The organism is Rathayibacter sp. PhB179 (assembly GCF_004345345.1).
GTDB classification, from domain to species: Bacteria; Actinomycetota; Actinomycetes; order Actinomycetales; family Microbacteriaceae; genus Rathayibacter; species Rathayibacter festucae.
Genome location: NZ_SLVD01000001.1, coordinates 12761 through 38403, shown reverse-complemented (window position 1 = coordinate 38403; position 25643 = coordinate 12761). Strand labels below are relative to the sequence as shown.

The window sequence follows — 25643 nt, the reverse complement described above, 5'->3', positions numbered from 1 at the left end:
TGGCGGCGGCCGGATACGCTTCCGACCGATGCTGACGTTCACCGAGGACCTCGCCCTCCCCGTCATCCTGCTGATGATCCTGGCCGCGTTCGCCGCCGGCTGGATCGACGCGGTGGTGGGCGGCGGCGGCCTGCTCCAACTCCCCGCCCTGCTGCTCGTGCCGGGCATCTCGCCTGTGCAGGCGCTCGCGACCAACAAGCTCGCCTCGATCTTCGGGACCACGACGAGCGCGATCACCTTCTACCGGCGGGCGAGGCCGGACCTGCGGACGGCACTGCCGATGGCCGCGGTCGCTCTGGCCGGCAGCTACGGGGGAGCGAATCTCGCGGGGCTGCTGCCCGCCTCCGTCTTCAAGCCGATCATCGTCGTGGCCCTGATCGTCGTGGCCGTGGTGACGATCGCGCGGCCGGCGATGGGCGCTGTCACCGCGCTCAAGCACGCAGGGCGCCGGCACCTGGTGACGGCGGGGGTGCTCGGGCTCGTCATCGGGTTCTACGACGGGCTGATCGGACCCGGCACGGGGACGTTCCTGATCATCGCGCTGATCACGGCGCTGGGCTACGACTTCCTGCTCGCGAGCGCGAAGGCGAAGATCGTCAACGTCGCGACGAACCTCGGTGCGCTGCTGTACTTCGTGCCGGGCGGCCACGTGATCTGGGTGCTCGGGCTGTTCATGGGCCTCGCGAACGTGGCGGGCGCCTACCTCGGCTCGCGGATGGCGGTCGCGAAGGGCAGCCGGTTCATCCGGATCGCGTTCCTCGTGGTCGTCGGCGCGCTGATCGTGAAGCTCGGCTTCGACGTCTGGACGGAGAACCTGGCGCCGCTGCTGGGCTGACGCCAGGTCCCCGGATCAGCCGAACGGGATCGCGCCGACCAGCACGCCGACCGCGAGCATCACCAGCGACACGATCACCGCGCGCCAGAGGACCTTGCGGTGGTGGTCGCCGAGGTTGACCGCGGCGAGCGAGACCAGCAGCAGGATCGCCGGCACGAGCGGGCTCTGCAGGTGGACGGGCTGGCCGGTGATCGAGGCGCGGGCCATCTCGACCGGGTCGATGCCGTACTGCGCGGCGCTCTCGGAGAGCACCGGGAGGATTCCGTAGTAGAAGGCGTCATTCGACATGAAGAACGTCATCGGGATGCTCAGCACGCCCGTGATCACGGCGAGGAACGGGCCGAGCGCGGGCGGGATGACGTCGACGACCCACTCGGCCATCGCGTCGACCATGCCGGTGCCGTTGAGGACGCCGATCAGCACGCCGGCCGCGAGGACCATCGAGACGACGCCGACGATGCTCGGCGCGTGCTTGACGATCTCGGACGCCTGGTCCTTCATCTTCGGGAAGTTGATCAGCAGCGCGACCGCGGAGCCGACCATGAAGACGTAGGGGAGCGGGAGGACGTCGGCGACCAGCAGGGTCATCACGGCGAGGGTCAGCACGAGGTTGACCCAGATCAGCTTCGGGCGGAGCGTCTCGCGCTCGGGGTCGAGCATCGTGTCGGCCATGGCGGTGTCGGCGTCGTCGGCCTGGACGCGAGCGGCGACGGCGACCTGGGCGCCGCGCAGCGACTCGGGGCCGCGGAGGAAGGAGAAGCGCTCGCGGGCGACGGTGCGGATGCCGCCGGTGAGGGCGGCGAGGCCGCCGGCGCGGGCGCCGGAGCGGGCCGCGCCGCCGCGGGACGAGCCGGCGCCGACGAGCTCCTGCTCGAGCATCGGCTCGGCGAGGGCGAGCGAGCCGAGGCGGCGGCGCTCGCCGAGTCCGAGGAACCAGGCGAAGACCAGCGTGACGGCGAGGCCGACCGCGAGCGAGGGCAGCATCGGCACGAAGATCTCGCTCGGCGAGACCTGCAGCGCCGCGGCGGCGCGCACCGTGGGGCCGCCCCAGGGGACGATGTTGAGCGTGCCGTTGGCGAGGCCGGCGACGCAGGTGAGGACGACGGGGTTCATCCCGAGCCGGAGGTAGATCGGCAGCATCGCGGCGGTGGTCACGATGAAGGTGGTCGAGCCGTCGCCGTCGAGCGAGACCGCGCCGGCGAGCAGGGCCGTGCCGAGCACGACCTTCGCCGGGTCGTCGCCGAGCGCGCGGACGATGAAGCGGATCAGCGGGTCGAACAGGCCGACGTCGATCATGATGCCGAAGTACATGATCGCGAACATCAGCAGCGCGGCCGTGGGGGCGAGGCTGCCGATCGCCTCGAGCACCATGTCGCCGATGCCGAGACCGGCGCCGGCGAAGAGCCCGAAGATCGTCGGGACGACGATCAGGGCGACCATGGGCGTGAGCCGCTTGGTCATGATCAGGGCCATGAAGGCCAGGATCATCGTGAATCCGAGTACTACCAACACTGCTGACTCCTTCGTCGTCGTGCGTCCGGGATCCCGCGGCGGGCTCTCCAGGTCGTGGACACACTAGGCAGCCGCGGCCGCCCGGCCCGGGTATCGCTCATTAGCGCGCGATCTGCGCATAGTGTGGGTTCTGCGCATTCTGCGCAGCCCGACCAGCCCGACCAGCCCGACCAGCCCGACCAGCCCCGCCGGCCCGACCGTCTCGACGACGAGGAGTTCGATGCGCTTCGCGACCCACGTGCTCGTGCTGCAGCTCGCGACGGTCACGGCGGCCGTCCTGGTCTGCGCGGGCCTCGTCACCGCGCTGAGCGTGCAGCAGCTCCAGGGCGAGGCGGAGGAGACGGCGCTCGCCATCGCCCGCACCGTCGCCGAGGACGCCGACGTGCGCGACGCGGTCGCCGCCTCTTCCGCCGACCCGGCCGTGCCGTCGCGCGCCGAGCTGGAGGGCGGGACACTCGAGACCGCCGCCGAGGCGATCGAGGAGCGCACGGGCGCACTCTTCGTGGTGATCACCGACGACCGCGGCATCCGGCTCGCGCACCCCGACCCCGAGCGGCTCGGCGAGGTCGTCTCGACGAGTGCGGAGGAGGCGCTCGCGGGGCGGGAGTCGGTGTCGTGGGGCACCGGGACGCTCGGCGAGTCCGCGCGGGCCAAGGTGCCGGTGTACGGGCCGGACGACTCCCGCGTGGTGGGCGAGGTGAGCATCGGCTTCGCCCGCTCCAGCGTCTTCGACGATCTGCCGACCGCGCTGCTGGGCGTGCTCGCGGCGGCGCTCGCCGGGCTGGTGCTCGCGGCCGTCGCCTCCGTCTTCATCCGGCGCCGGCTGCTGCGGCTCACCCTCGGGCTGGCCCCGGAGGAGCTCACTGCGCTGGTGCAGGACCAGGCCGCCGTGCTCGACGGGGTCGACGAGGGGGTGCTCGCCCTGGACCGCGACGGGAGGGTCGGCGTCTGCAACGCCCGTGCCGCGGCGATCCTCGGCTCGGAGGATCCCACCGGGCGCGCGCTGCACGGGCGGGCGCTGGGCGATCTCGGGCTGCCGCAGCCGCTCGCCGACGCGATCGCCGCGGCCCTCGCCTCGAGCGAGCCCTCCCGCCGGACCGGCGAGGAGGGCTTCGTCGTGCGCTCGCGCATCGTCTACGTCGACATCCGGAGGGTGACCCGGGGCGACCGCGATCTCGGAGTCGTGGTGGTGCTCCGTGACCGCACGGCGCTCGCCGCGCTCAGCCGGCGGCTCGACGCGGTCGGCGCGATGACCAACGCGCTGCGGGTGCAGCGGCACGAGTTCGCCAACCGGCTGCACGTGGTGGCCGGGCTGCTCGATGCGGGCCGCACCGGGTCCGCGCGAGAGTACCTCGACGAGGTGCTGACCCGCGGGCCGCTGAAGTATCCGGTGCAGCACGCCGACCGGCTGCAGGAGCCCTACCTCCAGGCGCTGGTCGGGGCGAAGGGGATCGAGGCCGCCGAGCGCGGCGTGCTGCTGACCCTGGGGGAGGAGACGCTGGTGCGCGGGACGGTGATCGAGCCGGAGGACGTCGCGACCGTGGTCGGCAATCTGGTCGACAACGCGGTGCGCGCGGCGGTCGAGGGGAGCCGGGACGTCCGGTTCGTCGAGGTCGAGCTGCTGGACGACGGGGACGCGCTCTTCGTGACGGTCGCCGACTCGGGGGACGGCGTCGCCGATCCGGAGTCGCTCTTCGCGCGCGGGCCGGGCGCGGTGGACGAGGACGACGACCGCGTGCACGGCCGCGGCTTCGGGCTGCCGCTCTGCCGCGAGGTCGCGGCGCGGCGCGGCGGCGAGGTCTGGCTGGCGGACGCGGGCGGCGCCTCGGCGGGAGCGGTGCTCTGCGCGCGACTGCCCGGCGCGGTGCGGCCGCCCGACGAGGACGAACGGCTCGAGCGCGAGGAGGAGGACCGATGACCCCGGATCAGCAGGAGCGGACCGTGCTCGTCGTGGACGACGACTTCCGGGTGGCGCAGCTGCACGCCGATCTGGTCGACACCCGGCAGGGCCTGCGGGCGCTCCCGCCGGTGCACACCGCCCGGGCCGCGCGGGCCGCGGTGCTCGAGCACGCGCCGGACCTGCTGCTCCTCGACGTGCACCTGCCGGACCTGAGCGGGATCGCGCTGCTGCGCGAGCTGGAGACGGACGCCTTCGTGGTGAGCGCCGCCTCCGACGGGGCGACGGTGCGGAAGGCCCTGCACGCCGGGGCGCTGGGCTACCTGATCAAGCCGTTCGACGCGCGGCTGCTCGGCGAGCGCCTCGACGCCTACGTGCGCTTCCGCAACGTGCTGCGCGAGGACCGGGTCGCCGATCAGGAGGCGGTGGAGCGGGCGCTGCGCATCCTGCACTCGGGCGACGCGGCGGCGGCGCAGCCCTCCCGCTCGGCGACGGAGCAGCTGGTGCTGGCGCGGCTGGCCGAGTCCGGCGCGGAGCTGTCGGCCCTCGAGGTCGCGGAGCGCGCCGGCATCTCCCGCGCGACCGCCCAGCGCTACCTCTCGGGCCTCGCCGGCCGCGGCCTGGTGGAGATGACCCTCAGCTACGGCACCACCGGCCGCCCTGAGCACAGGTACCGAGCGAAGTAGCGGCACGAAGAAGGCCCCCGGATCGGATCCAGGGGCCTTCAGAATCGGCGATGCCCACGAGGCGAACGTGCGATTCGCGTGTCAGCGAATCGTGCTAGCCGGCGGTACCACGCTCTGCGGGACGCGACCGCCGTCGCGAGCCGACCGCGGTGCGCCGCCGTGCGGCGCACCGACGAACTCAGTGCCCCGTTTCGACGTCCGCTCCGGTCTCGGCGGCGAGGCGCTTGCGCTCCGCGGCCTCGGCGGCCATGCGGCGGCCCTTCGGGCTGACCAGCGAGGCGACGACCGTGACGGCCAGGACTCCGATGATCACGGTGAGCGAGAGGCCGGTGCCGATCTCGAAGACCTCGACGTGCTCGCCGCCGTTGATGAACGGCAGGTTGTTCTCGTGCAGCGCGTGCAGGATCAGCTTCACGCCGATGAAGGCGAGGATCGCGGCGAGGCCGTAGCTGAGGTAGACGAGGCGGTCGAGCAGGCCGTCGATCAGGAAGTAGAGCTGGCGCAGGCCCAGCAGCGAGAACGCCGTGGCGGTGAAGACCAGGAAGACGTCGCTGGTGAGGCCGAAGATCGCGGGGACGCTGTCGAGCGCGAACAGGATGTCCGTGCCGCCGATCGCCGCCATCACCAGGATCATCGGCGTGAGGACCTTCTTGCCGTCGATGTGCGTGTAGAACTTGTCGCCGTCGTACTGGTCGCTCGTCTTGAAGACGCGCTTGGCGAGGCGGACCATCACGTTGTCGCCGGCGTGCTCGTCGCCGGGCTTCACCAGGTTGAAGGCGGTCAGCAGCAGGATCAGGCCGAAGAGGTAGAAGATCCAGGCGAAGGAGTTGATCAGCGCGGCGCCGAGGAAGATGAACCCGGTGCGGGCGATCAGCGCGAAGACGATGCCGAAGAGCAGCACCTTCTGCTGGTCGGCGCGCGGCACCTTGAAGCTCGCCATGATGATGAGGAAGACGAAGAGGTTGTCCACCGACAGCGCCTTCTCCGTGATGTAGCCGGCGAAGTACTCGGAGCCCGGGGTCGGTCCGCCGAAGACGAGGACGCCGACCCCGAAGAGCACGGCGATGCCGACGTAGAGGGCCGACCACAGCGCCGACTCCTTGAGGGTCGGCTCGTGCGCCTTGCGCACGTGGAAGAAGAAGTCGAAGAGCAGGAGCAGGACGATGAAGACGATCGTCAGGGTCCAGATCAGGGGCGACACGGTCATGTGGGGGCTGGCCTCGCTCGAGAAGGGGGATGGGGACGGTCGTGGGGGCTCCGCACGGCGGTAGAACGCTAGCGATCCGGCGGGCGGGCGGGACCGTTGTCCGACGGATCGTGAGTATCTTCTCAGTTCTTCCGCTCGTCTTCGCGCTCAGCGGCCGGGGGGCCACACTGGTCCCATGCCCGGCACCGCGGTCGACAGGACCTTCCAGGACGCCTACGGCGTGACCATCCACTGGCGCTGGTGGTCGCACCCGCGCCCGAGGGCGATCGTGCAGATCGCGCACGGCGTGGGCGAGCACTCCGGCCGCTACGTCGAGCTCGCCGAGGCGCTCGTCGACGCCGGCTACGCCGTCGCCGCCGACGACCACCGCGGACACGGGCGCACCGGCCTCGAGCAGCACGGCGGCGACGTCGCCGAGCTCGGCCGGCTCGGCCCGGGCGGTCTGCGCGCGGCGGAGGAGGCGATCAATCGGCTCACCCGCGAACTCGCCGGCGAGAACTGCGGCGTCCCGATCGTCCTCCTCGGCCACTCCTGGGGCTCGCTGATGGCGCAGCGGATCGTCGACCACCGCTCCGCCGACTACGCGGCCCTGATCCTCAGCGGGACGGCCTACCGCCTCCCCGGCTTCATGAACGCCGGCGATCTGGCGCGCCGGCACCGGGTGCCCGGCGGGCTCGGGCTCGAGTGGCTCTCGCGCGACCCGGCGGTCTGGCAGCTCTTCCACGACGACCCGCTGACCTTCACCACTCCGCTCGCGAAGCGGATCGGGCTGCGCGAGACGCTCCGGCTGATCGGCCGGCCCGCCCGGCGGCCCGAGCACCCGCTGCCGCTGCTGCTCGTGGTCGGCGCGGACGACACCCTCGGCGGCGAGCGCTCGGTGCGCGCGCTCGCCCAGGCCTACCGCCGCCGGGCCGGCTACACCGACGTCAGCGTGCGGGTCTACCCGGAGGCGCGGCACGAGCTGTTCCAGGAGCTCAACCGCGTCGAGGTCACGGCGGACCTGGTCGGCTGGCTCGACGACCGTTTCCCGGCGGCAGGGGAGGACGTCGCTCCTCCGGCCTAGGCTGACGTCATGCATGGCGAGTACAAGGTCCCCGGTGGAAAGCTCGTGGTCGTCGACCTCGACGTCGTCGACGGGAGGTTCGCCGGCTTCCGGCTCGCGGGCGACTTCTTCCTCGAGCCCGATACGGCGCTCGACGACATCGACCGCGCGGTCGTGGGGCTCCCCGCCGAGAGCGACGCGAAGACGATCGCCGCGGCCATCCGGCAGGCGCTGCCGGCCGACGCCGTGCTGCTCGGCTTCACGCCCGAGGCCGTCGCGGTGGCGATCCGTCGCTCGCTGCAGAAGGCGACCAGCTGGCGCGACTACGACTGGCGGATCGTGCACGCGAAGGCGGTCTCGCCGTCGATGCACCTCGCGCTCGACGAGGTGCTCACCGCCGCCGTCGGCGAGGGGCGCCGCGAGCCGACGCTGCGGATCTGGGAGTGGGACCAGCCCGCCGTGGTGATCGGCAGCTTCCAGTCGCTGCGCAACGAGGTCGACCTCGAGAACGCGGAGAAGTACGGCGTCGAGGTCGTCCGCCGCATCTCCGGCGGCGGCGCGATGTTCATGGAGGCGGGCAGCGTCGTCACCTACTCGCTCTACGTGCCCGGCGACCTGGTGCAGGGCCTCACCTTCGCCGACTCCTACGCCTTCCTCGACGAGTGGGCCGTCAGCGCGCTGCAGTCGCTCGGCATCGACGCGGTCTACCAGCCGCTCAACGACATCACCTCGCCCTCCGGCAAGATCGGCGGAGCGGCGCAGAAGCGGCTCGGCTCCGGCGCCGTCCTGCACCACGTGACGATGAGCTACGACATCGACGCCGAGAAGATGGTGCAGGTGCTGCGGATCGGGCGCGAGAAGCTCTCCGACAAGGGCATCGCCTCCGCGGTCAAGCGCGTCGATCCGCTGCGCAGCCAGACCGGGCTCAGCCGCGCCGAGATCATCGAGCGGATGAAGGCGACGTTCGTCCAGCTGCACGGCGGGACCGCGGGCGACCTGACGGCCGAGGAGTACGCGGAGGCCGAGGAGCTCGTGACGTCGAAGTACTCGACGCCGGAGTGGCTGCGCCGGGTGCCGTGAGGCGGGGCGCCCTCCGGGGCGCGGGCTCCGCTCCGCTCAGCTCGCGAGGAGCTCCTGGTAGTCCGGGTGCTCGGCGATGAAGTCGGCGACGAACGGGCAGAGCGGGACGACGTGCGCTCCCCGCTCGTGGGCGTCGTCCAGGGCCGCCTCGACCAGGCGGTCGCCGAGGCCCTCGTGCCGGTGCTCGGGGGCGATCTCGGTGTGCAGGAAGACCACGTCCGCGCCGCGGACCGCGTAGTCGGCGAGGCCGACGTTCTCGCCGTCGACCCACAGCGTGTACTGGGACCGGTCCTCGTCGTGGCGCACCTCGGAGATCATCGCGTCACTCTACGCCGGGGCCCGCGGCGGCCCGGGCACCCGCCCGCCGGGGCGTGTCGGAGGGGTCGGCGCCGTGTCGGAGGGGCCGCCGCCCCCGTGACACCATTGCGGAGTGCCCAGGACGATCCAGATCGCGGACGGCGTCCCGGCGACCCGGAGCGCGGTGATCCACGCCGAGAACCTCGAGGTCCTGCCGCTGCTCGCGGACGGGTCCTTCACCGTGGTGTACCTCGATCCGCCGTTCAATACCGGGCGCGCGCAGGTGCGGACGTCGACCACCTCCGTCCGCTCGGCGACCGGGACCATCTCGGGCTTCAAGGGCCGCAGCTACGAGCGGATCCGCGGCGACCTCCTCCGCTACGACGACCGCTTCGACGACTACTGGTCCTTCCTCGAGCCGCGCCTCGCCGAGGCCTGGCGCCTGCTCGCCGACGACGGCACCCTCTACCTGCACCTCGACTACCGCGAGGCGCACTACGCCAAGGTGCTGCTGGACGCTCTGTTCGGCCGCGAGTGCTTCCTCAACGAGATCATCTGGGCCTACGACTACGGCGCCAAGGCCACCAAGCGCTGGCCGACCAAGCACGACACGATCCTCGTGTACGTCAAGGACCCGCGCGGCTACCACTTCGACTCCGCCGCCGTGGACCGCGAGCCGTACATGGCGCCCGGCCTCGTCACCCCCGAGAAGGCCGAGCGCGGCAAGCGCCCCACCGACGTCTGGTGGCACACCATCGTCTCGCCCACCGGCCGCGAGAAGACCGGCTACCCCACCCAGAAGCCCGAGGGCGTGCTCCGTCGCATCGTCCAGGCCTCCAGCCGCGAGGGCGACGCCGTCCTCGACTTCTTCGCCGGCTCCGGCACCACCGGCGCCGTCGCCCACGCCCTCGGCCGCCGCTTCGTCCTCGTCGACGAGCACGCCGACGCCATCGCCGTCATGCGCCGCCGCTTCGCCGCCCACGACCCGGAGCCGCTGTACCTCTGACGCCCGCCGCCCCCTCTCCAAAAGTTGTCGTACTCGCGTACCCCCTACGACAACTTCTGCGGACCTGATGGCCACCTCGTCGGCGTGCGGATCCGCTCTCCAGAAGTTGTCGTAGAGGAGCGCCCAGTACGACAACTTTTGAGGAGAGGTCGGGGCGGTAGTCCTCCACAGGGGCGGCCGGAGGGAGTTGTCCGTCGGTCGGAGGGAACGGAGCCATGGCGTCGGCTCGGGTGCAGCACGATCGGCGCATGACGGACATCGATCTCGGAGCGTTCACCCGCCGTGCGGCCCTGCGCGAAGGCGCGACGGACGGCGAACTGCGGTCGCCGCGACTGGCGAGCCCGTTCCACGGAGTGAGGACACGCGTCATGCCGGTGACGCACGTCGAGCGTGCTCTGGCCTACCGGCCAAGACTGCGTCCGGGGCAGTTCTTCTCGCATCTGACGGCGGCCGAGCTCTGGTCGGTGCCGCTTCCCTTCCGACGGCCGGAGGACGATCCGATCCACGTCGCTACGTTCTCCCCGCGGCGACCGCCGCGGACTCGGGGCGTCGTCGGGCACGTCCTTCTGCCGCAGAACGTCGCCGTGTCCACGAGGTTCGGACTGCCGGTGGCCGATGCGGCGTCGACATGGGTCTCGCTCGGGATGCTCCTTCCCGACCGCGACCTCCTGGCCGCCGCCGATCACCTCCTCCTCGTGCCTCGCTACCCGGACGAGGTCGATCCGCGTCCGTACGCGGGACTCTCCGACCTGCAGGACCGAGTGAACGGGTACCACGGGCCCGGACGAAGACGGCTCGAGAGCGTGCTGCGGCTCGTCTCGACCGCGGCCGCCTCCTGCAGGGAGACGGCCCTGCGATCGCTGGTTCGCGAGGCAGGACTCCCCGCCCCGGAGGTCAACGTCGAGATCACGGTCGGCGGCCGGCTCATCGCGATCGGCGACCTCGTCTTCCGCCGGTGGAAGGTGCTCGCGGAGTACGACGGCCGTCAGCACCAGACGAACGATGCGCAGTATGCGCGCGATCGCGAGCGCTCCCTGGCGCTCCAGCTGGCGGGTTGGATCCAGGTCGTGGTCCGCGCCGACGGCCTCGAGCGGGACCGCGCGCGCACCGTCGCCGAGATCCGGGCCGCCCTGATGGCGCACGGCTGGCGGCCATGACCCGCCCTGCCTTCACCGAGAGCTCACTCACTCCGCCGGGTCCTCGAAAGTTGTCGTACTCGGCCATCGAATACGACAACTTCTGGAGAGTGGCGAGGAGGAGGGGAGGAGAGCGGGCGCGGTCAGGAGCTCGCGCGGACGATCAGCTCGGTGGGCATCAGGGTGCGGTGCTCGACGTCGGCGCCTTCGATGCGGGCGGTCAGCAGCTCGGCCATGCGGGCGCCGAGCTCGACGGGGACCTGGCGGACGGTGCTGAGGGCGGGCACCGCGGAGCGGGCGAAGATGTCGTCGTCGAAGCCCACGACGGCGACGTCCTCGGGGACGCGGCGGCCGGCCTCGCGCAGCGCGGCGTAGGCGCCGACGGCCATCTGGTCGTTGGCGGCGAAGAGCCCGTCGATGGCGGGGTCGCGCTCGAGGAGGCGGCGCATCGCCTCCGTGCCGCTCTCGGGCGAGAAGTCGCCCCACTCGACGAGCGAGTCGTCGAGCCCCGCGTCGGTGAGGGCGCTGCGCCAGCCGATCAGCCGGTCGACGCCCGGCGGCATGTCGGCAGGGCCGGCGATGGTCGCGATGCGGCGGCAGCCGCCCGCGATCAGGTGCGCGGTCGCGACGGCGGCCCCGTCGGCGTTGTCGACGTCGACGAAGTAGGAGTCGCGCTCGTCCGGCGAGAGCGGCCGGCCGCCGAAGACGATCGGCAGCGAGTTCGACAGCGCGGCGTAGGAGTGGTCGCCGGAGTGGTGCGAGACGACCAGGGCGCCGTCGACGTTGCCGCCGAGGAGATAGCGCCGGGTCTTCTCGCCGCTGGTCTCCGAGGCGATCAGCATCGAGAGCGTGTAGTCGGTGTCGGCGAGGCGCATCGCGGCGCCCTGCACGATCGCGGCGAAGAACGGGTCGGCGAAGACGCGCGCGGTCGACTCCGGCACGATCAGCGCGATGGACTGCGTGCGGCGGGAGGCGAGCATCCGCGCGGCCCGGTTGGGCACGTAGTCGAGCTCGGCGATGGCCTTCTGCACGGCGGCGACGATCTCGGCGGCGACCTGCGGCGCGTTGTTGACGACCCGCGAGACCGTGGCGCGGGAGACGCCTGCCCGCGCGGCGACGGCCTCGAGCGTCGGCGAGCGCCCGCCTCCCCTGATCCCCTCGGACACGGTCTAGTCCAGCGCCTCGGCCGCGGCGCCGCCGATGAGGCGCGAGTAGACGAGTCCCGAGTCCTTGATCAGCCGCTCCTGGCTGGAGTAGTCGACGCGGACGATGCCGAAGCGCTTCTCGTAGCCCCAGGCCCACTCGTAGTTGTCGAGCAGCGACCAGACGAAGTAGCCGCGGACGTCGGCGCCCTGGTCGATCGCGTCGGCGACCTTCTCGACGTGGTCGAGCACGTACTGCGTGCGGTCGACGTCGTGCACGCGGCCGTCCTCGACGACGTCGTCGTACGCGGCGCCGTTCTCGGTGACGTAGAGCGGCGGCAGGTTCTCGTACTCCAGGCCCAGCCGGGTGAGCAGGTAGCGCAGCCCGTCGGGGTGCACCTCCCAGTCCATCGCGGTCCGGGGGAGGCCGCGCGAGGGGAAGGTGATCGACTCCGAGCCGACCCACGGCGAGCCGACCTCGCGCTCGGTGGCCTGGGCGAAGTCCTCCGCGCCGGCCGGCAGCGGGTGCCCGGAGACGTTGTCGTCGTGGTAGTGGTTCACGCCGAGGAAGTCGAGCGGCTGTGCGATCGTCGCCAGGTCGCCGTCCTGGATCAGCTCGTCCAGGCCCAGGCCCGCGACGTCCTCGAGCAGGTCCTCGGGGTACTCGCCGAGCAGCAGCGGGTCGAGGAAGATGCGGTTCTGCAGCGCGTCGAAGCGGCGGGCGGCGTCGAGGTCGACCTCGTCCTCCGGGTCGTCGGGGACGGCGTTGGAGAGGTTGAGCGTGATGCCGAGGTTCTGTGCGCCGAGCTCGCGCAGGGCCGAGACGGCGAGCCCGTGCGCGAGGTGGGTGTGGTGCACGGCGGCGAGAGCGGCCTGCTGCGAGATCACGCCGGGCGCGTGGATCCCGGCGCCGTAGGAGAGCAGGGTCGAGCAGAACGGCTCGTTGAAGGTGGTCCAGTGCGCCACGCGGTCGCCGAGGCGCGCGTGCACGGCCTCCGCGTAGTCCCGGAAGCGCTGGGCGGTGTCGCGGTTCGTCCAGCCGCCCGTCTCCTCGAGGGCCTGCGGGAGGTCCCAGTGGTAGAGGGTCAGCCAGGGCAGGACGCCGGCGCCGAGCAGCTCGTCGACGAGGCGGGAGTAGAAGTCGAGTCCCTCGGTGTTGACGGCGCGGTCGCCGGGCTTCACCCGCGACCAGCTGACCGAGAAGCGGTAGGAGTCGAGGCCGAGGCGCTTCATCAGCTGCACGTCGGCGGGCATGCGGTGGTAGTGGTCCACGGCGACCTCGGGGGTGTCGCCGTTCGCGACGGCACCGGGGACGCGGGAGAAGGCGTCCCAGATGCTGTCCTCCTTGCCGCCCTCGTGGCCGGCGCCCTCGATCTGCGCGGCGGCGGTGGCGGAGCCCCAGAGGAAGCCGGCGGGCCAGTCGCGCGCGGCGAGGCGCTCGGCCAGGGCGATCTGCTCCGGCAGGGTCGGCGAGGCGGGGGAGGGGGGAACGGTCACTGCGGACTCCTTCGGCGGCTGTCCCGTCATCCTACGACCATCCCGGTGGAGCGCTCTCTCACCGCGCTGGCGGGGTGGGCGGTGGGCCGGGCCGCACAGCGGGCGGTGGCGTGGCTCCGGGAACGCCGACGGCCCGGCACGCCGAGGCGTCCGGGCCGTCAGGGGTGGCTGCCGAGGCAGTCGGAGGGTTCAGGCCCGCCGGTCGCCGTCCTCCGTGCGCCGGGGCGCCGTGGCGACGGAGTCGGTCCGCACGTCGGGCTCGATGCTCCCGGCGGCGAGATCGGCACCGGCGCGGGCGGCCATCTGCGGGTCGGTGCGGCGCAGCTCGGCCGCGGCGTCCTCGTTCGCGAGGTCGTGAGCCTCCTGCATGGCCGACTTCGCCCGCAGCGGCGGGGTCTTCAGGAACCAGGAGAGCACGAAGGCGAGCAGGACCACGCCGAGCGCGACCTGGAACACGGTCACCGTCGCGTCGTTGAAGCCGGTGAGGAACGGCGCCGAGAGCGCGTCGTTCGCCGTGTTCAGGAACGAGGTGTCGCCGTCGAGTGCGGAGCCGATCGCCGACGAGTCCTGCGACTGCAGCAGCTTCAGGATGCCGGCGTTGGCCGGGTCGGCCGCGATGGTCGGGTCCGAGGCGGCGGCCTGCAGGTTCGCAGCGATCGTCGGGTTCTTGAACGCCGCGGCGATCGTCTCCGGGATGCGGCTGAACAGCACCGAGAAGATGACCGCGGTGCCCAGCGTGCCGCCGATCTGGCGGAAGAACGTCGAGGCGCTGGTCGCGACGCCCATGTTCGCCGTGTCGACCGAGTTCTGCGAGGCGAGGGTCAGCGTCTGCATCATCTGGCCGAGGCCGAGGCCGAGCAGCAGCATGCCGCCCATCACGAAGATCACCGGCTTGTCGATCGAGACGAAGGACAGGTAGAAGAACGCCGCCGACATCAGGAAGGTGCCGAGGATGGGGAAGGCGCGGTAGCGGCCGGTGCGCGAGATGATCTGGCCCGAGACGATCGAGGCGATCATCAGGCCGAGGATCATCGGCAGCATCAGGAAGCCGGACTCGGTCGGCGTCGCGCCGTTGACGAGCTGCAGGTAGAGCGGGAGCGCCATCATGCCGCCGAACATGCCGAAGCCGACGAGCACGCCCAGGACGGTCGCCATCGAGAAGGTCGGCGAGCGGAAGAGCTTGAGCGGGATCAGCGCGTCGTCGCCCATCATCCGCTCCGCGGCGATGAAGCCGACGATGCCGAGCACGCCGACGACGTAGCAGACCCAGGCGATCGGCGAGCCCCAGCCCCACTCGCGGCCCTGCTCGGCGACCAGGAGGAGCGGGACGGCGGCGACGATGACGAGCGCGGCGCCCCACCAGTCGATCCGCACGGAGCGGCGGGCGGCGGGCTTGGGCAGGTGCAGGAAGCGCACCACGATGAAGAGCGCGACGGCGCCGATCGGCAGGTTGATCAGGAAGACCCAGCGCCAGCCGGTGATGAAGAGGATCTCGGGGGTGCCGGCGAGGAGCCCGCCGATCAGCGGACCGACGACGCTCGAGATGCCGAAGACGGCGAGGAAGTAGCCCTGGTACTTGGCGCGCTCGCGCGGCGGGAGGATGTCGCCCATCACGGTGAGGGCGAGCGACATCAGTCCGCCGGCGCCGAGGCCCTGCACCGCGCGGAAGCCGGCGAGGCCGAGCATCGAGGTCGCGAAGCCGGCCAGGAGGGAGCCGATCAGGAACAGGACGATCGCGATCAGGTAGAGCGGGCGGCGGCCGAAGATGTCGGAGAGCTTGCCGTAGATCGGCGTCGCGATCGTCGAGACGATCAGGTACGCGGTGGTGACCCAGGCCTGCTGCGAGAGGCCGTCGAGGTCGTCGGCGATGGTGCGCATCGACGTGCCGACGATGGTCTGGTCGAGCGAGGACAGGAACATCCCCGCCATCAGGCCGAAGATCACGAAGAGGATCTGGCGGTGCGTCATGATCGCGCCCGACGGGGAGGCGGCGGTCGCGGGCGGGCGGGCGGAATCGGTCACGGGGGTCCCCTTGTCTGGCGGACGCCGCCAGGGCACGGCGGACCGCCGCAAACGTTGCGTGCTGCGCAAAGTTACACCGCGTGCGAGCTCACCGGCACTGCTTCCGGCGAGCCTGTGGAGGATCTCAGAGGGGACCGCCCGATCCGCGGTCCGAGGCCGTCGATCAGGGTCCGGGAGTGCCGCCGATCAAGGGTCCGAAGCGCCGGCGGTCGAGGGCCCGGAGCGCCGGCGATCGAGGGCCCGGAGCGCCGGCGATCGAGGGCCCGGAGCGCCGGCGATCAGCTGTGCGCCGGCACCCCCGCCTCGGCCCAGCCGGCCTCGCGGAGCGCCGCCCGCGCCTCCGCTCGCGCCGAGTACGGCGTCCGCACGCCCTCGATATCGCGGTAGTTCTGGTGCCCGGGTCCCGCCCAGAGGATCGAGTCGCCCTCGTGCGCCAGCGACACCGCGACGCGGATCGCCCGCTTGGGGTCGTCGACCTCGTGGATCTCGCCGTCGGGACGCGCCGCCCGAGCCGCCGCCAGCAGCGTGGCTCGGATCGACGCCGGATCCTCGAAGCGCGGGTGGTGGTCGGTGATCACCAGCACGTCGCTGCCCGAGACCGCCGCCTCGGCCATCGCGGGCCGCTTCAGCGCGTCGCGGTCGCCGTCGGCGCCGAAGACCATGATCACGCGGCCGGGGGTGACCTCGCGGACCGCCTCGAGCGTGCGAGCGAAGGCGTCGGCGCTGTGACCGAAGTCGACGTAGACGGTGGGGCCGCGCTCGCCCGAGACGCGCTCGGTGCGGCCGGGGAGCGAGACGTCGAGGCCGCCGTCGCGGTGCAGGGCGGCGCGGATCTCGCCGATCGGCCGGCCCGCCTCGATCAGCATCACGATCGCCAGGGCGGCGTTGGCCGCCATGTGCGAGCCGATGATCGGGACGGAGGTGGTGATCGCCCGGTTCTCCCGGTTCTCGACGCGGAAGTGGGTGCGGCCGAACTCCTGCTCGAGGATGCTCACCCGCCAGTCGGCGTCGACGTCGGGGAGCGAGGTGATCGTGGTGACGGGCACGCCCGCCTCCGCCACGACCCGCTGCCCGGCGGGCGAGTCGAGCGAGACGACCGCGCGGCGGGAGCGGTCGGGCTGGAACAGCTGCACCTTCTGGGCGAAGTAGGTGTCCATGTCGCCGTAGTCGTCGAGGTGGTCGTGGCTCAGGTTCGTGAACGCCGCGACGTCGAAGACGACGCCGTCGACGCGGTGCCGGGTGAGGGCCTGCGCGCTGACCTCGATCGCCGCGGCGCCGACGCCCTCCTCCTGCATCCGGGCGATGAGAGCGTGCAGCTCGGTGGCCTCGGGAGTGGTCAGCCCGCTCGTCACCGAGGTGTCGCCGATGTGGCGCTCGGCCGTGGAACTCAGGCCCGGCACGACGCCGAGCTGGCGGAGCATCCCCTCGAGCATGTGCACCGTCGAGGTCTTGCCGTTGGTGCCGGTGACGCCGAGGAGCAGGGGGGCGCGCTCGGTGGTCGCGTAGACGACGGCGGCGACGGCGCCGAGGCGGGCCCGCGGGTCGTCGACGACCAGCACGGGCAGACCGGTGGCGCGCGAGGCGGACTCGCCGGCCGGATCGGTGAGGACGCCGACGGCGCCGCGCTCGGCGGCCTCGGCGACGAAGTCGGAGCCGTGGCGGTGGACGCCGGCGAGGGCGACGAAGAGGTCGCCCGGCTCGACGTCCGAGGCGGTGAGCGTGATCCCGGTCACCTCGACGGGCGGGACGTCGCCGTCGGGCAGCTCGATCGCGCGGGCGAGGGCGGGGAGGGGGACTGCTCGGACGTGCAGGGGGCGCAGCATGGGGTCCTCTCGTCATCGGGACCGGTGGGCGGCTCATCCGAGGGGGCGGATGCGCGCGGTCGCCGAGGCTGTCACTCAAGCTAGGGGGTCTGCTTATGTGAATCCTTTGAGGATATTCGACACCCCCATGGAGGAGCAGTGCTGAACGGATACACCCCTCAGTGCTTGACAGGGCTCTCCGCGGGCGCGAACGGGGCCCCGCGTAGGCTCGGAGCATGACCTCGGACGAGAACCCGGCCCCCGACGGGCGCCCCGTACGGCGCCGAGCCCTGGTGATCGGGGGAGTCGCCGTGGCCGCCGGGATCGCCGCCGTGGGCGTGAACGCGGCCCTCGGTGCGGGGCGCGCGAGCGCTCCGACCGCGTCCGCGACTCCGAGTGCCACCCCGGGCGCGTCGGCCGGCGCCTCCGCCACGGCGAGCGCCGCTCCGGTCGAGACCCCGACCGAGACGCCCACGCCGACGCCGACCGCGACGCCGGGGATCGACCTCTCCGCCCACTCGAACGACGACCCGGCCAGCATCTGGGTGGTCGTCAACAAGCTCCGCACCCTGAACCCGGTCGACTACGTGCCGGCCGACCTCGTCTCCCCGGACGTCCGCTACGTCAACCGCCAGCCGATGCGCCAGGCGACCGCGGACGCGCTGGTGCCGATGTTCGCGGCGGCCTCGAGCGAGGCCGGCCTGACGCTCGCGGTGCAGAGCGCCTACCGCTCCTACGACACCCAGGTCAGCGTCTACGCCGGCTGGGTGTCCTCGCGCGGCCAGGCCGGAGCGGACGCGACCAGCGCGCGCCCGGGGCACAGCGAGCACCAGACCGGCTGGGCCGTCGACGTCGTCGGCTCCTCGGGGACCTGCGCGCTCGAGATCTGCTGGGGCGATACCCCCGAGGGCCAGTGGGTCGGCGCGAACGCGCACCGCTTCGGCTTCCTCGTCCGCTACAAGCCCGACACCACGCCGATCACCGGCTACGAGTCCGAGCCGTACCACCTCCGCTACATCGGCGTGGAGCTCGCGCAGCACCTGCACGACGCCGGCATCCCGACCCTCGAGCGCCTGTTCGGTCTGCCGGACGCCCCCGACTACGCGCCGGGCACGGTCTCCTAGCGCGCCCCCGGTCGGCTGATCGGCGGGCTCGAGATCACCTCCTCGCGCATCCCGGCGCGCCCTGTCGGGCATCCCGCGCCACGCCTTCCGTTCGAACGAGCACGTCCCTAACCTCTCCTTCAAAGCGAGGCAGGCTCGCTTTCGATCGAAGGAGATCTCATGACGTTCCCGCTGCACGCCTCCTCGAAGCGCTCGTCCGCGATCATGGTCTGCCTCAGGGGAAAGTAGGGCCGGAGCGTGTTCCGCCGACGTTCACCTGAGTGCTTATTGCGTGAGCTCCGCTCGATCGATGACGCCATTGCAGCGCATCCCTTCAGGTCCGAGCCGATCACGCGCGCCTTCGCCGTCATCGAGGACGGCGACGGGGACAAGGAGCTGATCAGCGCGCGACTCCGTGAGCAGGGCCTGCCGGAACTTCAGACGATCGGAGCTTCCACGCTGCGGTACTCGCTCAGCTGGTGGTGGCTGCACAACCGGCGGCGCGCGGCCGTGCGGAAGATCGAGCGGCATCGGGGTTGAACCCGCCCGTCGTCCGTCGGCGAGCCTGCCCTGCGCTCGAACGGACTGGGAGCTGTCGGCGCATCCGCTGGAGGGTGACAAGCCTGTTGAGACGCGGGCGGGAGGGGTTCCCGCCCGCGTGGCCGAGAGGCGGAAGGGAAGCGCGGTGCTCCGGAGACCGACGCGGGAGAAGCTGCAGCGCGACCTGGAGGTGATCGACGCCGCGATCGCCGGACATCCGTTCTCCTCCGACGTGCTCGTTCGCCTCCAATCGGTCTTCGCCGAGAGCGACGGCACTGGGAAGGACGGGCAACGGATCAACGCGCGCCTGGCGGAGGAGGGTCTGCCGACCATCCCGGGGATCTGGATCTTCTACGCCCGGAACTTCTCCAGCTGGGGGTGGCTGCACAACCGGCGGCGTGCGGCCGTTCGCAGGATCGAGCGGCGCGAGGGCTGAAGGCGTGTCCGTTCGGACATCCGGATGTGTCCGGAAATCGGCCCGCAAGGGCTTGCGGAGGCGGCCGTGATCAGAACCGGACGTGACAGACGGGCGTTGTTACCGTACCGTTACTCGGAGTGCTTTCGGAGGTCGCCCTTAGGGGACTCCGACTCCCGCGTGGTGACATGGCCGCTTCCCCCTGAAATCCCGCACGCCCCCGCCCCCGTGCGCACCGACCCGTGAGTTCCCCTGTGCCCCACAGTTCCACCCGTTCCACCGTGCCCGCTGCCGCCGAGGTCGCCCCCGCCGACGCTCAGCTCGCACCGCCGCTGACCCGCCGTGAGGCGCGCGAGCGCGAGGGCCGCGTCCGCGCGACTCCGGTCGCCGCTCCTGCCGCTGCCGCCGCCCCCGCCGTCGAGGCCCCGGACCCGGCCGTCCTCGCTCCCGCCGCGCTCGCGCCGGCCGCCGAGGGCATCCGCCCCTCCGCCGGAGCGCCGCTGCACCCCGCCAGCGGCGACGTCTTCCCCTCCCGCCGCGACCGTCGCGCCGCCGAGGGGCACCGCCAGCGCGTCGAGCCCGCTCGTCGCGGCTCCTCCTTCTTCCGCCCCTCGCGCCGGCACCTCGTGCTGGCGATGTCGGGCGGGCTCGTCCTCGTGGCCGCCGCCTCCGGCGTGAGCCTCACCGTCGGCGCCTCCGCCGACGCCGAGTCGGCGACCGCCTCCACCGCCGCTTCGACCGTGACGGCCGCTCCCGTCACCGTGCTGCCGGCCACCACGGCCGACGCCCGCGTGGTGCTCAGCAGCGTCTCGACCACCACCGGCACCGTCGCCGGCGGCACGAGCGTCACCATCGCCGGCTCGAACCTCGACTCCGTCGCCACGGTCCGCTTCGGCGACGCCGAGGGCAGCGTCACCGTCGACAACCCCGACCAGATCACCGTCACCGCTCCGCCCGCGGACGGCGAGACCGAGGGTGTCGTCCCCGTCGCCTTCTTCGACGCCGGGGGAGCGCCGATCACCTTCGACGCCGTCACGGACTCCGTCGCCGCCGCGACCGTGGACGGCACGCCGGTCGAGACGGTGCAGCCCGCCGTGGACACCACGACTCCGACCGAGGAGCCGCTGACCGCGACCACGGCCACTCCGGCGGCCACTCCGACGGCCGCCGACGCGACCGCCGCTCCGACCGCGACGCCGGCCGCCGCCGCCACCGAGGCGCAGCCCGCCGAGCTCGTCGCCCCCACCGCGACGGCCTCGCCCAGCCCGACCGCCACCGGCGTCCTCGCGACCACCAAGGTCGTCGCCTCCGCGATCACCTTCGCCTACACGCCCGACCCGGCGATCGAGGCCGCGAAGGCCGCCGCCGCGCTCGAGGCCAGCCGCCTCGCGTCGCAGCTCGACTACCTGCAGACCTACTGGTCCGACTACAACTCCGCGCAGTACGGCGTCATCGGCGGCAACGACTGCGTCAACTTCACCTCGCAGTCGCTGATCGCCCGCGGCTGGGAGATGGACGGCGAGTGGAGCTACTCGCGCACCGGCGGCTACAGCTCGGCCTGGGCCTCCTCGACCGCCTTCAACTCCTACCTGGCCGCGCACCCGGAGCGGGCGACGCCCCTCACGAACGCGCAGCGCTCGGAGGTCAAGCCCGGCGACGTCGTGCAGTTCGACTGGGACGGCTCGGGCGACTGGGACCACACCGGCGTCGTCACGAGCGTGAAGGGGAGCACGATCCTCTACTCCTCGCACACCGCCGACAACCTCGACCAGAGCATCGACTCGGCCTCGGCCGGACGCATCATGTTCTGGAGCGTCTGAGCCGGAACCCCGGGGCCGCGAGCCCAGGACTCCGCAGGGAGCCCGGACACAGCGGAAGAGGCCGCCGTCGCATCAGCGACAGGCGGCCTCTTCGTCGTTCGACGAGGGCGTCAGTTCTTGAAGACGTCCTTGACGTCCTCGCCGACCTTCTTGGTGTGCGCCTTGGTCTGGTCGGCCTTGCCCTCGGCCTCGAGCTTCTCGTTGTCGGTCAGCTTGCCGGCCGCTTCCTTGGCCTTGCCGAGCAGGTTCTCGGCCGCGTTGCGGATCTTGTCGTCAGCACCCATGAGGGGCTCCTTCCGTTCGATTCGGTTCGTCCTCCGGCGACGGCCGCCGGAGGAAGTGGTGGGCGAGCGCGGGCGCTCGCGGGTCAGGCGACCCGGTCCTCCTTGGAGAACCCGGCCCGGGCGCTCGAGGCGACCTCGAGCACGACGGGCAGTCGCGCGCCGAGCAGGCGATCGAGCTCCAGGACCTCCTGGTGCACGGCGTCCACGACCGTGCGGGGTGAGACCCCGCCGCGGGGCAGGACCCGGACCTTGAGCGCCGTCGACGAGCCGTGGCGGTACGCCGAGACCGTGACGTCGATCAGGTCGGTGCGGCCGGCCAGCGCGTTCTCGAGCACGTCCTCGGCGAAGCCGGTGGCGATCTCGACCTCTCCGGCGACCCCGCTGGACGAGCCCGCGTCGGTGAGGACGGTGCTCGTGCGGCCGTGGCCGTGCGCGGAGATCAGGACGATCGCGAGCACGATGCCCAGCAGGCAGATGCCGAGGATCGCGTAGAGCGGCCACAGCACGGCCGCGTCGCTCCAGGCGGTGCCGTCCTCCGGCGAGATGCGGGAGACGAGGGCCGCGCCCTGGCCGTCCGCGAAGTCCGCGACCGCGTCGCGGACCGGCTGCGAGACGGCGATCAGGACCAGGCCTGCGGTGACGGCGGCGAGGACCAGGCCGACCAGGAAGAGGATCAGGCGGTTCACGAACCGGTTGCTCGTGGTCATCAGATCCTCCCGGACTCGGAGATGCGGACGGTGGCGCGGGTGGCGGGCGTCGCCGCGATGCGGCTCAGCTCGTCGTCGACCGCGGACTGCACGGAGTCGCGGTCGACGGTGATCCCCGAGGAGGGGGTCACCTCGATCACGGCGGTGCGGCGGCCGATCGAGGCGCGGGTGTCCTCGCGACGCGACCGGGCGGCCGAGCGGGCCGAGCGGGCGAGGGAGGAGGCGATCACGCCGTCGTCGATCACGACGGCGAGCCGGTCGTCCGCCACGGTGTGGCGGGCGCGGGCCCCCGGGGCGAGGGCGAGCACCAGCAGGATCAGCGCCAGCACCGCAGTGCCGACGGCGATGCCGATGATCGCGCCGGAGGCGAGATCGGTCACGCCGACGATCGCGCCGAGGAGCGCGGACGGAGCGAGCAGCAGCGGAGCGGCACCGAAGATCGCGAGCACCGCCTCCGTTCCGACGTACGCGGCGATCAGGATGATCAGCACGAGCACGACGATCTGGGCGGCCGAGCGCGAGCTGTGGGTCTCGCGGCGCAGGTAGCGGCGGTAGCGCGCGTCCGGTGCCGCGTCGCGCGGTGTGGCTGCGGGGCTCATGCGACTCTCCTCGTGGCTCGGGTCGGGGTGCGGGTGCCGGTCACGCGGATGTCCACGCGGCTGACGGTGCGGCCGGTGAGCGCGCCCATCCGGGAGGCGATGGCCGCCCGGTCGCGGTGGAGGCGATCGAGCAGGCTCCCCTCGGCGGTGGAAGCGCCCTCGGTCAGGACCGGGGCGGAGACGGCGAGCGCGAGGCCGCCGCTGTCGTCCGACAGCCGGACGCGGATCGCGGAGACCTCGACGCCCAGCTCCTCGTGGACGACCGCCACGGCCATCCGCTCGAGGGAGCGGACGGAGATGGTGACGGTCCCCGGCTCCGACGGAGCGGTCCGCTCGCCGGGACGCTGGTCGAGTGCGGTCACGGCGACTCCTAGCGGGAGGTGGTGCGGCCGCGGAACACGTCCACGAGGCTGCGCACGTCGAGCGAGCCGTCCAGCATCCGCGCGATCAGGACGCCGAGCGCCATGAACACGGCGGTGAGGACGAAGCCCCAGAAGCCGAAGAGCAGGGAGGCGAAGGCGAGGATCGCGCCGACGACGAGGCCGAGCGTGGTGCTGCGGCCGGCCGGGGCGGGGGCGGGGGTGCGGGGTTCGCTCATCGGACGCGGCTCTCGGTCTCGGTGTCGCCCTTGTCCTCACCGGGGATGTGCACGTCGACGATGGCGACGTTGATCTCGGCGACGGACATGCCGACGAGCTCGGTGATGGCCTCGGAGACCGCGGCGCGGACCTGGTCGGCGACCGACTGCATCGGCACCGGGTACTCGACGACGAGGGTGACGTCGGCGGCGACCTGGGTCTCGCCGACCTCGACGCTGACGCCCTGGGCGTGGTCGTTGCCGCCGACGGCCGAGCGGATCGCGCCGAAGGCACGGGCGGCGTTGTTGCCGAGGGCGAAGACGCCGGGCACCTGGCGCGCGGCGATGCCGGCGACCTTGGCGATCACGGCGTCGTCGATGACGGTGCGGCCCTGGGCCGTGCCCGAGGCGGCGCTGTTGCCGAGGCTGGTGACGGTGTCGACCGACGCCTTGTCGACGCGGGGGGCGGTGGGGGTAACGGGGGTGGCGGGGGTGCGCGTGCTGTCGCTCATGGTGACTCCTGTGCGTGTCGTCGGCCGCTGGTGGTGCGCGGCCGGGGTCGGGGAGTCCGGCGGATTTCCCGTCGGGCTGTGCTTTCATGAGTGAGACGGAGCCCGACGGGGATTCGTCACGGTGCGATCCGGAGTTTTTCCTGATAGTCACCTGATGGTCGATGCCGGCTCGAGCCGGTGCCCGCTGGAGGAGTCCCATGCCCGGTCTGGAGACGGCGAGCGACGCGCTCCTCGCCGAGCGCTCCGCCGAGGGCGACGTCCGCGCGTTCGAGGTGCTGGTCAAGCGGCACCAGTCGATCCTCCGCGCCTACGCCTGGCGGCTGACCGGCTCGCAGGCGGACGCCTCCGACGCGGTGCAGAACGCGCTGATCACCGTCTGGGCCCAGCTCCCGCAGCTCCAGGAGCCGGCGAGCGTGCGGAGCTGGATGATGCGGATCGTCAGCCGCTCCAGCGTCGACCTGCTCCGCCAGCGCAAGCCGGTCGACGACGTCGACGCCGTCGAGCACCCGCCGGCGCGCGAGCCCGGGCCGTTCGAGTCGGTCGAGCAGAGCGACGCGATGCGCGCTCTCGCCCAGGCGCTGGCCGAGCTGCCCGAGACCCAGCGGCAGTGCTGGCTGCTCCGCGAGGTCGGCGGCGAGTCGTACAGTGAGATCGCCGAGCACCTCGGCATCACCGCCACCGCCGTCCGCGGCAAGCTCGCCCGAGCACGGGAGTCGCTGGTCGTGGCGATGGAGGACTGGCGATGAGGGCCCGCGGAGAAGGAGTCGGCGCGATGAAGGAGTCGGCGCGATGATCCCGGACGAGACGCCCGGCGGGACGCCCGGCCTGCCCGGCACCGGCGAGGACGCCGTGCTGCCGCTGCCCGTGCCGCTGGTCGCGGACGACGCCGACGCCGAGCCGGACGACGGCTCCGCCGACGCGATCGGCATCGACGAGCTCGGCGACTACCTGGACCGGGGCCGCCTGCCCTACGACCCCGCCATCGAGGAGTCGCCGGAGCACCGGCGCACGCTGCGCGCCCTCGAGCGCGTCCGCGCGCTCTCCGGTGCGCTGATCGACGACGACGCGGCGCACCTGCCCGCGCCCACCGAGAGCTGGTTCGGCTCGATCCTCACCCAGGTGCGGCGCGAGGCGCGGGCCGGACGCGACATCCCGCTCGCGAGCACCGACCCCGACGTCGAGCTGACGATCACCGAGGGCGCCGTCCGCGGCATCGTCCGCGAGGCGGGCGACAGCGTCTCCGGAGTCCTCGTCGGCCGCTGCCGGCTGCAGGGCGACGTCGCCGATCCGGGTGCCGACATCGCGGTCGAGGTGACGATCTCGGTGTTCTGGGGCGTGCCGATCGCCGACGCGGCCCAGCAGGTGCGCGAGCGCATCCACTCGCGGCTGCTCACCCAGACCGAGCTGCGCGTCTCGACGATCGACGTGCGCGTCGAGGACGTCTACGTGCCGGGAGGGGAGGAGTCGTGAGCGGGTCCGAGCCGATCCCCGTCCCTCCGGCCCTGCTGGTCCCCGCGGTCGCCCTCGGCGGATCCGCGCCGAGCGCGGCCGCCGTGCTCACCGCCGAGATCCGCGCCCTCGTGGGAGTGGCGATGCTCGTCCCGGCGCGCGGCCAGGTGCGCGACGTCCTCGCGCACGCGGCCGGCGCGCTGACGCCCGCCACCGTCGATCCGGCCGACGGCCCGCTCGGTGCGGTCTCCGGCGGCACCTTCGCCGAGCCGGTGCTCGTGCGCGTCCTCGGCGACGAGGTGTCGGTGTCCGCGGAGGTCTGCGTCGCCGCGGAGTCGTCGGCGCCCGACATCGCCCGCGCGGTCGGCTCCGCGGTGCGCGAGTGGTGCCGGCGCGAGCACCCCGGGCGCCGCGCGCGCATCGCGGTCAGGATCGCCTCCGTCGACTGACGCTGAAGCGCGTCGTCGCTGAGGGTG

The 25643-nt window shown here is 72.5% G+C and carries 27 protein-coding genes; 14 read left to right on the top strand and 13 right to left on the bottom strand.

The window, feature by feature from the left end; translation table 11 throughout:
* The first annotated feature begins 28 nt into the window (after positions 1-28).
* A complete protein-coding gene (locus EDF43_RS00195) occupies positions 29-835 on the top strand; it encodes a TSUP family transporter (protein WP_123444970.1) in 807 nt (268 codons plus the stop codon).
* Between the two features lie 15 nt (positions 836-850).
* Here the strand turns inward: EDF43_RS00195 and EDF43_RS00190 are convergent, their stop codons facing one another.
* A complete protein-coding gene (locus EDF43_RS00190; protein ID WP_132435625.1) occupies positions 851-2323 on the bottom strand; it encodes a CitMHS family transporter in 1473 nt (490 codons plus the stop codon).
* Between the two features lie 244 nt (positions 2324-2567).
* Here EDF43_RS00190 and EDF43_RS00185 point away from each other — a divergent pair, with 244 nt between their 5' ends.
* Both EDF43_RS00185 and EDF43_RS00180 read left to right on the top strand, forming a co-directional pair.
* Positions 2568-4265 carry an ATP-binding protein gene (locus EDF43_RS00185; RefSeq protein WP_132434703.1) on the top strand — a complete coding sequence of 566 codons (1698 nt, stop codon included), beginning with the start codon at positions 2568-2570 and terminating at the stop codon, positions 4263-4265.
* Entirely contained in the window at positions 4262-4930 is a 669-nt protein-coding gene (locus EDF43_RS00180; RefSeq protein ID WP_132434701.1) for a response regulator, read from the top strand. The genes EDF43_RS00185 and EDF43_RS00180 overlap by 4 nt, the downstream gene beginning before the upstream one ends.
* Positions 4931-5108: 178 nt before the next feature.
* On the opposite strand, the gene EDF43_RS00175 is transcribed toward EDF43_RS00180, so the two are convergent.
* Positions 5109-6137, bottom strand: a complete 1029-nt coding sequence (locus EDF43_RS00175; protein ID WP_132434699.1) for a TerC family protein — start codon at positions 6135-6137, stop codon at positions 5109-5111.
* A gap of 175 nt (positions 6138-6312) precedes the next feature.
* Here EDF43_RS00175 and EDF43_RS00170 point away from each other — a divergent pair, with 175 nt between their 5' ends.
* On the top strand, positions 6313-7200 hold the full coding sequence (locus EDF43_RS00170) for an alpha/beta fold hydrolase (RefSeq protein ID WP_132434696.1): 888 nt from the start codon (positions 6313-6315) through the stop codon (positions 7198-7200).
* A gap of 9 nt (positions 7201-7209) precedes the next feature.
* Positions 7210-8259, top strand: a complete 1050-nt coding sequence (locus tag EDF43_RS00165; RefSeq protein ID WP_123734972.1) for a biotin/lipoate A/B protein ligase family protein — start codon at positions 7210-7212, stop codon at positions 8257-8259.
* Between the two features lie 36 nt (positions 8260-8295).
* Here the strand turns inward: EDF43_RS00165 and EDF43_RS00160 are convergent, their stop codons facing one another.
* Positions 8296-8577: a GNAT family N-acetyltransferase gene (locus tag EDF43_RS00160; protein ID WP_123701984.1), complete on the bottom strand. Its 282-nt coding sequence runs from the start codon at positions 8575-8577 to the stop codon at positions 8296-8298.
* 112 nt (positions 8578-8689) lie between these two features.
* Between EDF43_RS00160 and EDF43_RS00155 the strand changes: the two genes are divergently transcribed.
* Both EDF43_RS00155 and EDF43_RS00150 read left to right on the top strand, forming a co-directional pair.
* Positions 8690-9562, top strand: coding sequence for a site-specific DNA-methyltransferase (locus tag EDF43_RS00155; RefSeq protein ID WP_123701986.1), 873 nt, complete (start codon positions 8690-8692; stop codon positions 9560-9562).
* 248 nt (positions 9563-9810) lie between these two features.
* Complete coding sequence (locus EDF43_RS00150) at positions 9811-10719, top strand: DUF559 domain-containing protein (RefSeq protein ID WP_165908963.1); 909 nt, start codon at positions 9811-9813, stop codon at positions 10717-10719.
* A 122-nt stretch (positions 10720-10841) separates the two neighbouring features.
* Here the strand turns inward: EDF43_RS00150 and EDF43_RS00145 are convergent, their stop codons facing one another.
* From EDF43_RS00145 to EDF43_RS00130, 4 genes are all read right to left on the bottom strand, one after another.
* On the bottom strand, positions 10842-11864 hold the full coding sequence (locus EDF43_RS00145; RefSeq protein WP_123734975.1) for a LacI family DNA-binding transcriptional regulator: 1023 nt from the start codon (positions 11862-11864) through the stop codon (positions 10842-10844).
* A 3-nt stretch (positions 11865-11867) separates the two neighbouring features.
* Positions 11868-13286: a GH1 family beta-glucosidase gene (locus tag EDF43_RS00140; protein ID WP_243581131.1), complete on the bottom strand. Its 1419-nt coding sequence runs from the start codon at positions 13284-13286 to the stop codon at positions 11868-11870.
* A gap of 240 nt (positions 13287-13526) precedes the next feature.
* Entirely contained in the window at positions 13527-15305 is a 1779-nt protein-coding gene (locus EDF43_RS00135) for an MDR family MFS transporter (RefSeq protein ID WP_123735569.1), read from the bottom strand.
* A 332-nt stretch (positions 15306-15637) separates the two neighbouring features.
* On the bottom strand, positions 15638-17182 hold the full coding sequence (locus EDF43_RS00130; RefSeq protein WP_123734977.1) for a UDP-N-acetylmuramoyl-L-alanyl-D-glutamate--2,6-diaminopimelate ligase: 1545 nt from the start codon (positions 17180-17182) through the stop codon (positions 15638-15640).
* A 215-nt stretch (positions 17183-17397) separates the two neighbouring features.
* Here EDF43_RS00130 and EDF43_RS00125 point away from each other — a divergent pair, with 215 nt between their 5' ends.
* The 4 genes from EDF43_RS00125 (at position 17398) to EDF43_RS00110 (ending at position 21039) form a co-directional block, all read left to right on the top strand.
* A complete protein-coding gene (locus EDF43_RS00125) occupies positions 17398-18285 on the top strand; it encodes a M15 family metallopeptidase (RefSeq protein ID WP_165908962.1) in 888 nt (295 codons plus the stop codon).
* A 237-nt stretch (positions 18286-18522) separates the two neighbouring features.
* Positions 18523-18804 (top strand): hypothetical protein, encoded by a 282-nt coding sequence (locus EDF43_RS00120; RefSeq protein WP_243580969.1) that lies wholly within the window; start codon positions 18523-18525, stop codon positions 18802-18804.
* Positions 18805-18949: 145 nt separating this feature from the next.
* Positions 18950-19240 (top strand): hypothetical protein, encoded by a 291-nt coding sequence (locus EDF43_RS00115; RefSeq protein WP_123734980.1) that lies wholly within the window; start codon positions 18950-18952, stop codon positions 19238-19240.
* Between the two features lie 233 nt (positions 19241-19473).
* Entirely contained in the window at positions 19474-21039 is a 1566-nt protein-coding gene (locus EDF43_RS00110) for an amidase domain-containing protein (RefSeq protein WP_132434694.1), read from the top strand.
* Positions 21040-21149: 110 nt separating this feature from the next.
* On the opposite strand, the gene EDF43_RS00105 is transcribed toward EDF43_RS00110, so the two are convergent.
* The 6 genes from EDF43_RS00105 to EDF43_RS00080 form a co-directional block, all read right to left on the bottom strand.
* Positions 21150-21323: a CsbD family protein gene (locus EDF43_RS00105; protein WP_123702005.1), complete on the bottom strand. Its 174-nt coding sequence runs from the start codon at positions 21321-21323 to the stop codon at positions 21150-21152.
* Between the two features lie 83 nt (positions 21324-21406).
* Positions 21407-22030 (bottom strand): hypothetical protein, encoded by a 624-nt coding sequence (locus tag EDF43_RS00100; RefSeq protein ID WP_123734982.1) that lies wholly within the window; start codon positions 22028-22030, stop codon positions 21407-21409.
* Positions 22030-22629 (bottom strand): hypothetical protein, encoded by a 600-nt coding sequence (locus EDF43_RS00095; RefSeq protein ID WP_123734983.1) that lies wholly within the window; start codon positions 22627-22629, stop codon positions 22030-22032. The genes EDF43_RS00100 and EDF43_RS00095 overlap by 1 nt, the downstream gene beginning before the upstream one ends.
* Entirely contained in the window at positions 22626-22991 is a 366-nt protein-coding gene (locus tag EDF43_RS00090; RefSeq protein WP_123734984.1) for a hypothetical protein, read from the bottom strand. Before EDF43_RS00090 ends, EDF43_RS00095 begins: the two co-directional genes overlap by 4 nt.
* An 8-nt stretch (positions 22992-22999) precedes the next feature.
* Positions 23000-23227 (bottom strand): DUF2273 domain-containing protein, encoded by a 228-nt coding sequence (locus EDF43_RS00085; RefSeq protein ID WP_123734985.1) that lies wholly within the window; start codon positions 23225-23227, stop codon positions 23000-23002.
* Positions 23224-23718, bottom strand: a complete 495-nt coding sequence (locus tag EDF43_RS00080; RefSeq protein ID WP_123734986.1) for an Asp23/Gls24 family envelope stress response protein — start codon at positions 23716-23718, stop codon at positions 23224-23226. The genes EDF43_RS00085 and EDF43_RS00080 overlap by 4 nt, the downstream gene beginning before the upstream one ends.
* 197 nt (positions 23719-23915) lie before the next feature.
* Here EDF43_RS00080 and EDF43_RS00075 point away from each other — a divergent pair, with 197 nt between their 5' ends.
* From EDF43_RS00075 to EDF43_RS00065, 3 genes are read left to right on the top strand one after another with little or no spacing between them, the layout of a single operon-like run.
* Entirely contained in the window at positions 23916-24464 is a 549-nt protein-coding gene (locus EDF43_RS00075; RefSeq protein ID WP_123444992.1) for a sigma-70 family RNA polymerase sigma factor, read from the top strand.
* Between the two features lie 43 nt (positions 24465-24507).
* The gene (locus tag EDF43_RS00070; RefSeq protein ID WP_132434691.1) at positions 24508-25188 is read left to right on the top strand and encodes an Asp23/Gls24 family envelope stress response protein; all 681 of its coding nucleotides are present in this window, start codon (positions 24508-24510) and stop codon (positions 25186-25188) included.
* A complete protein-coding gene (locus EDF43_RS00065; protein ID WP_123734988.1) occupies positions 25185-25616 on the top strand; it encodes a hypothetical protein in 432 nt (143 codons plus the stop codon). The genes EDF43_RS00070 and EDF43_RS00065 overlap by 4 nt, the downstream gene beginning before the upstream one ends.
* Positions 25617-25643: the final 27 nt, after the last annotated feature.

Bases quoted from the DNA above. Each gene is read 5' to 3' on its own strand.
- EDF43_RS00165 (WP_123734972.1), top strand. From the start codon at position 7,210: ATGCATGGCGAGTACAAGGTCCCCGGTGGAAAGCTCGTGGTCGTCGAC.
- EDF43_RS00085 (WP_123734985.1), bottom strand. From the start codon at position 23,227: ATGAGCGAACCCCGCACCCCCGCCCCCGCCCCGGCCGGCCGCAGCACC.
- EDF43_RS00135 (WP_123735569.1), bottom strand. From the start codon at position 15,305: ATGACGCACCGCCAGATCCTCTTCGTGATCTTCGGCCTGATGGCGGGG.
- EDF43_RS00080 (WP_123734986.1), bottom strand. From the start codon at position 23,718: ATGAGCGACAGCACGCGCACCCCCGCCACCCCCGTTACCCCCACCGCC.
- EDF43_RS00190 (WP_132435625.1), bottom strand. From the start codon at position 2,323: ATGATCCTGGCCTTCATGGCCCTGATCATGACCAAGCGGCTCACGCCC.
- EDF43_RS00195 (WP_123444970.1), top strand. From the start codon at position 29: ATGCTGACGTTCACCGAGGACCTCGCCCTCCCCGTCATCCTGCTGATG.
- EDF43_RS00105 (WP_123702005.1), bottom strand. From the start codon at position 21,323: ATGGGTGCTGACGACAAGATCCGCAACGCGGCCGAGAACCTGCTCGGC.
- EDF43_RS00180 (WP_132434701.1), top strand. From the start codon at position 4,262: ATGACCCCGGATCAGCAGGAGCGGACCGTGCTCGTCGTGGACGACGAC.
- EDF43_RS00070 (WP_132434691.1), top strand. From the start codon at position 24,508: ATGATCCCGGACGAGACGCCCGGCGGGACGCCCGGCCTGCCCGGCACC.
- EDF43_RS00175 (WP_132434699.1), bottom strand. From the start codon at position 6,137: ATGACCGTGTCGCCCCTGATCTGGACCCTGACGATCGTCTTCATCGTC.
- EDF43_RS00095 (WP_123734983.1), bottom strand. From the start codon at position 22,629: ATGAGCCCCGCAGCCACACCGCGCGACGCGGCACCGGACGCGCGCTAC.
- EDF43_RS00100 (WP_123734982.1), bottom strand. From the start codon at position 22,030: ATGACCACGAGCAACCGGTTCGTGAACCGCCTGATCCTCTTCCTGGTC.
- EDF43_RS00125 (WP_165908962.1), top strand. From the start codon at position 17,398: ATGACCTCGGACGAGAACCCGGCCCCCGACGGGCGCCCCGTACGGCGC.
- EDF43_RS00185 (WP_132434703.1), top strand. From the start codon at position 2,568: ATGCGCTTCGCGACCCACGTGCTCGTGCTGCAGCTCGCGACGGTCACG.
- EDF43_RS00075 (WP_123444992.1), top strand. From the start codon at position 23,916: ATGCCCGGTCTGGAGACGGCGAGCGACGCGCTCCTCGCCGAGCGCTCC.
- EDF43_RS00160 (WP_123701984.1), bottom strand. From the start codon at position 8,577: ATGATCTCCGAGGTGCGCCACGACGAGGACCGGTCCCAGTACACGCTG.
- EDF43_RS00150 (WP_165908963.1), top strand. From the start codon at position 9,811: ATGACGGACATCGATCTCGGAGCGTTCACCCGCCGTGCGGCCCTGCGC.
- EDF43_RS00130 (WP_123734977.1), bottom strand. From the start codon at position 17,182: ATGCTGCGCCCCCTGCACGTCCGAGCAGTCCCCCTCCCCGCCCTCGCC.
- EDF43_RS00170 (WP_132434696.1), top strand. From the start codon at position 6,313: ATGCCCGGCACCGCGGTCGACAGGACCTTCCAGGACGCCTACGGCGTG.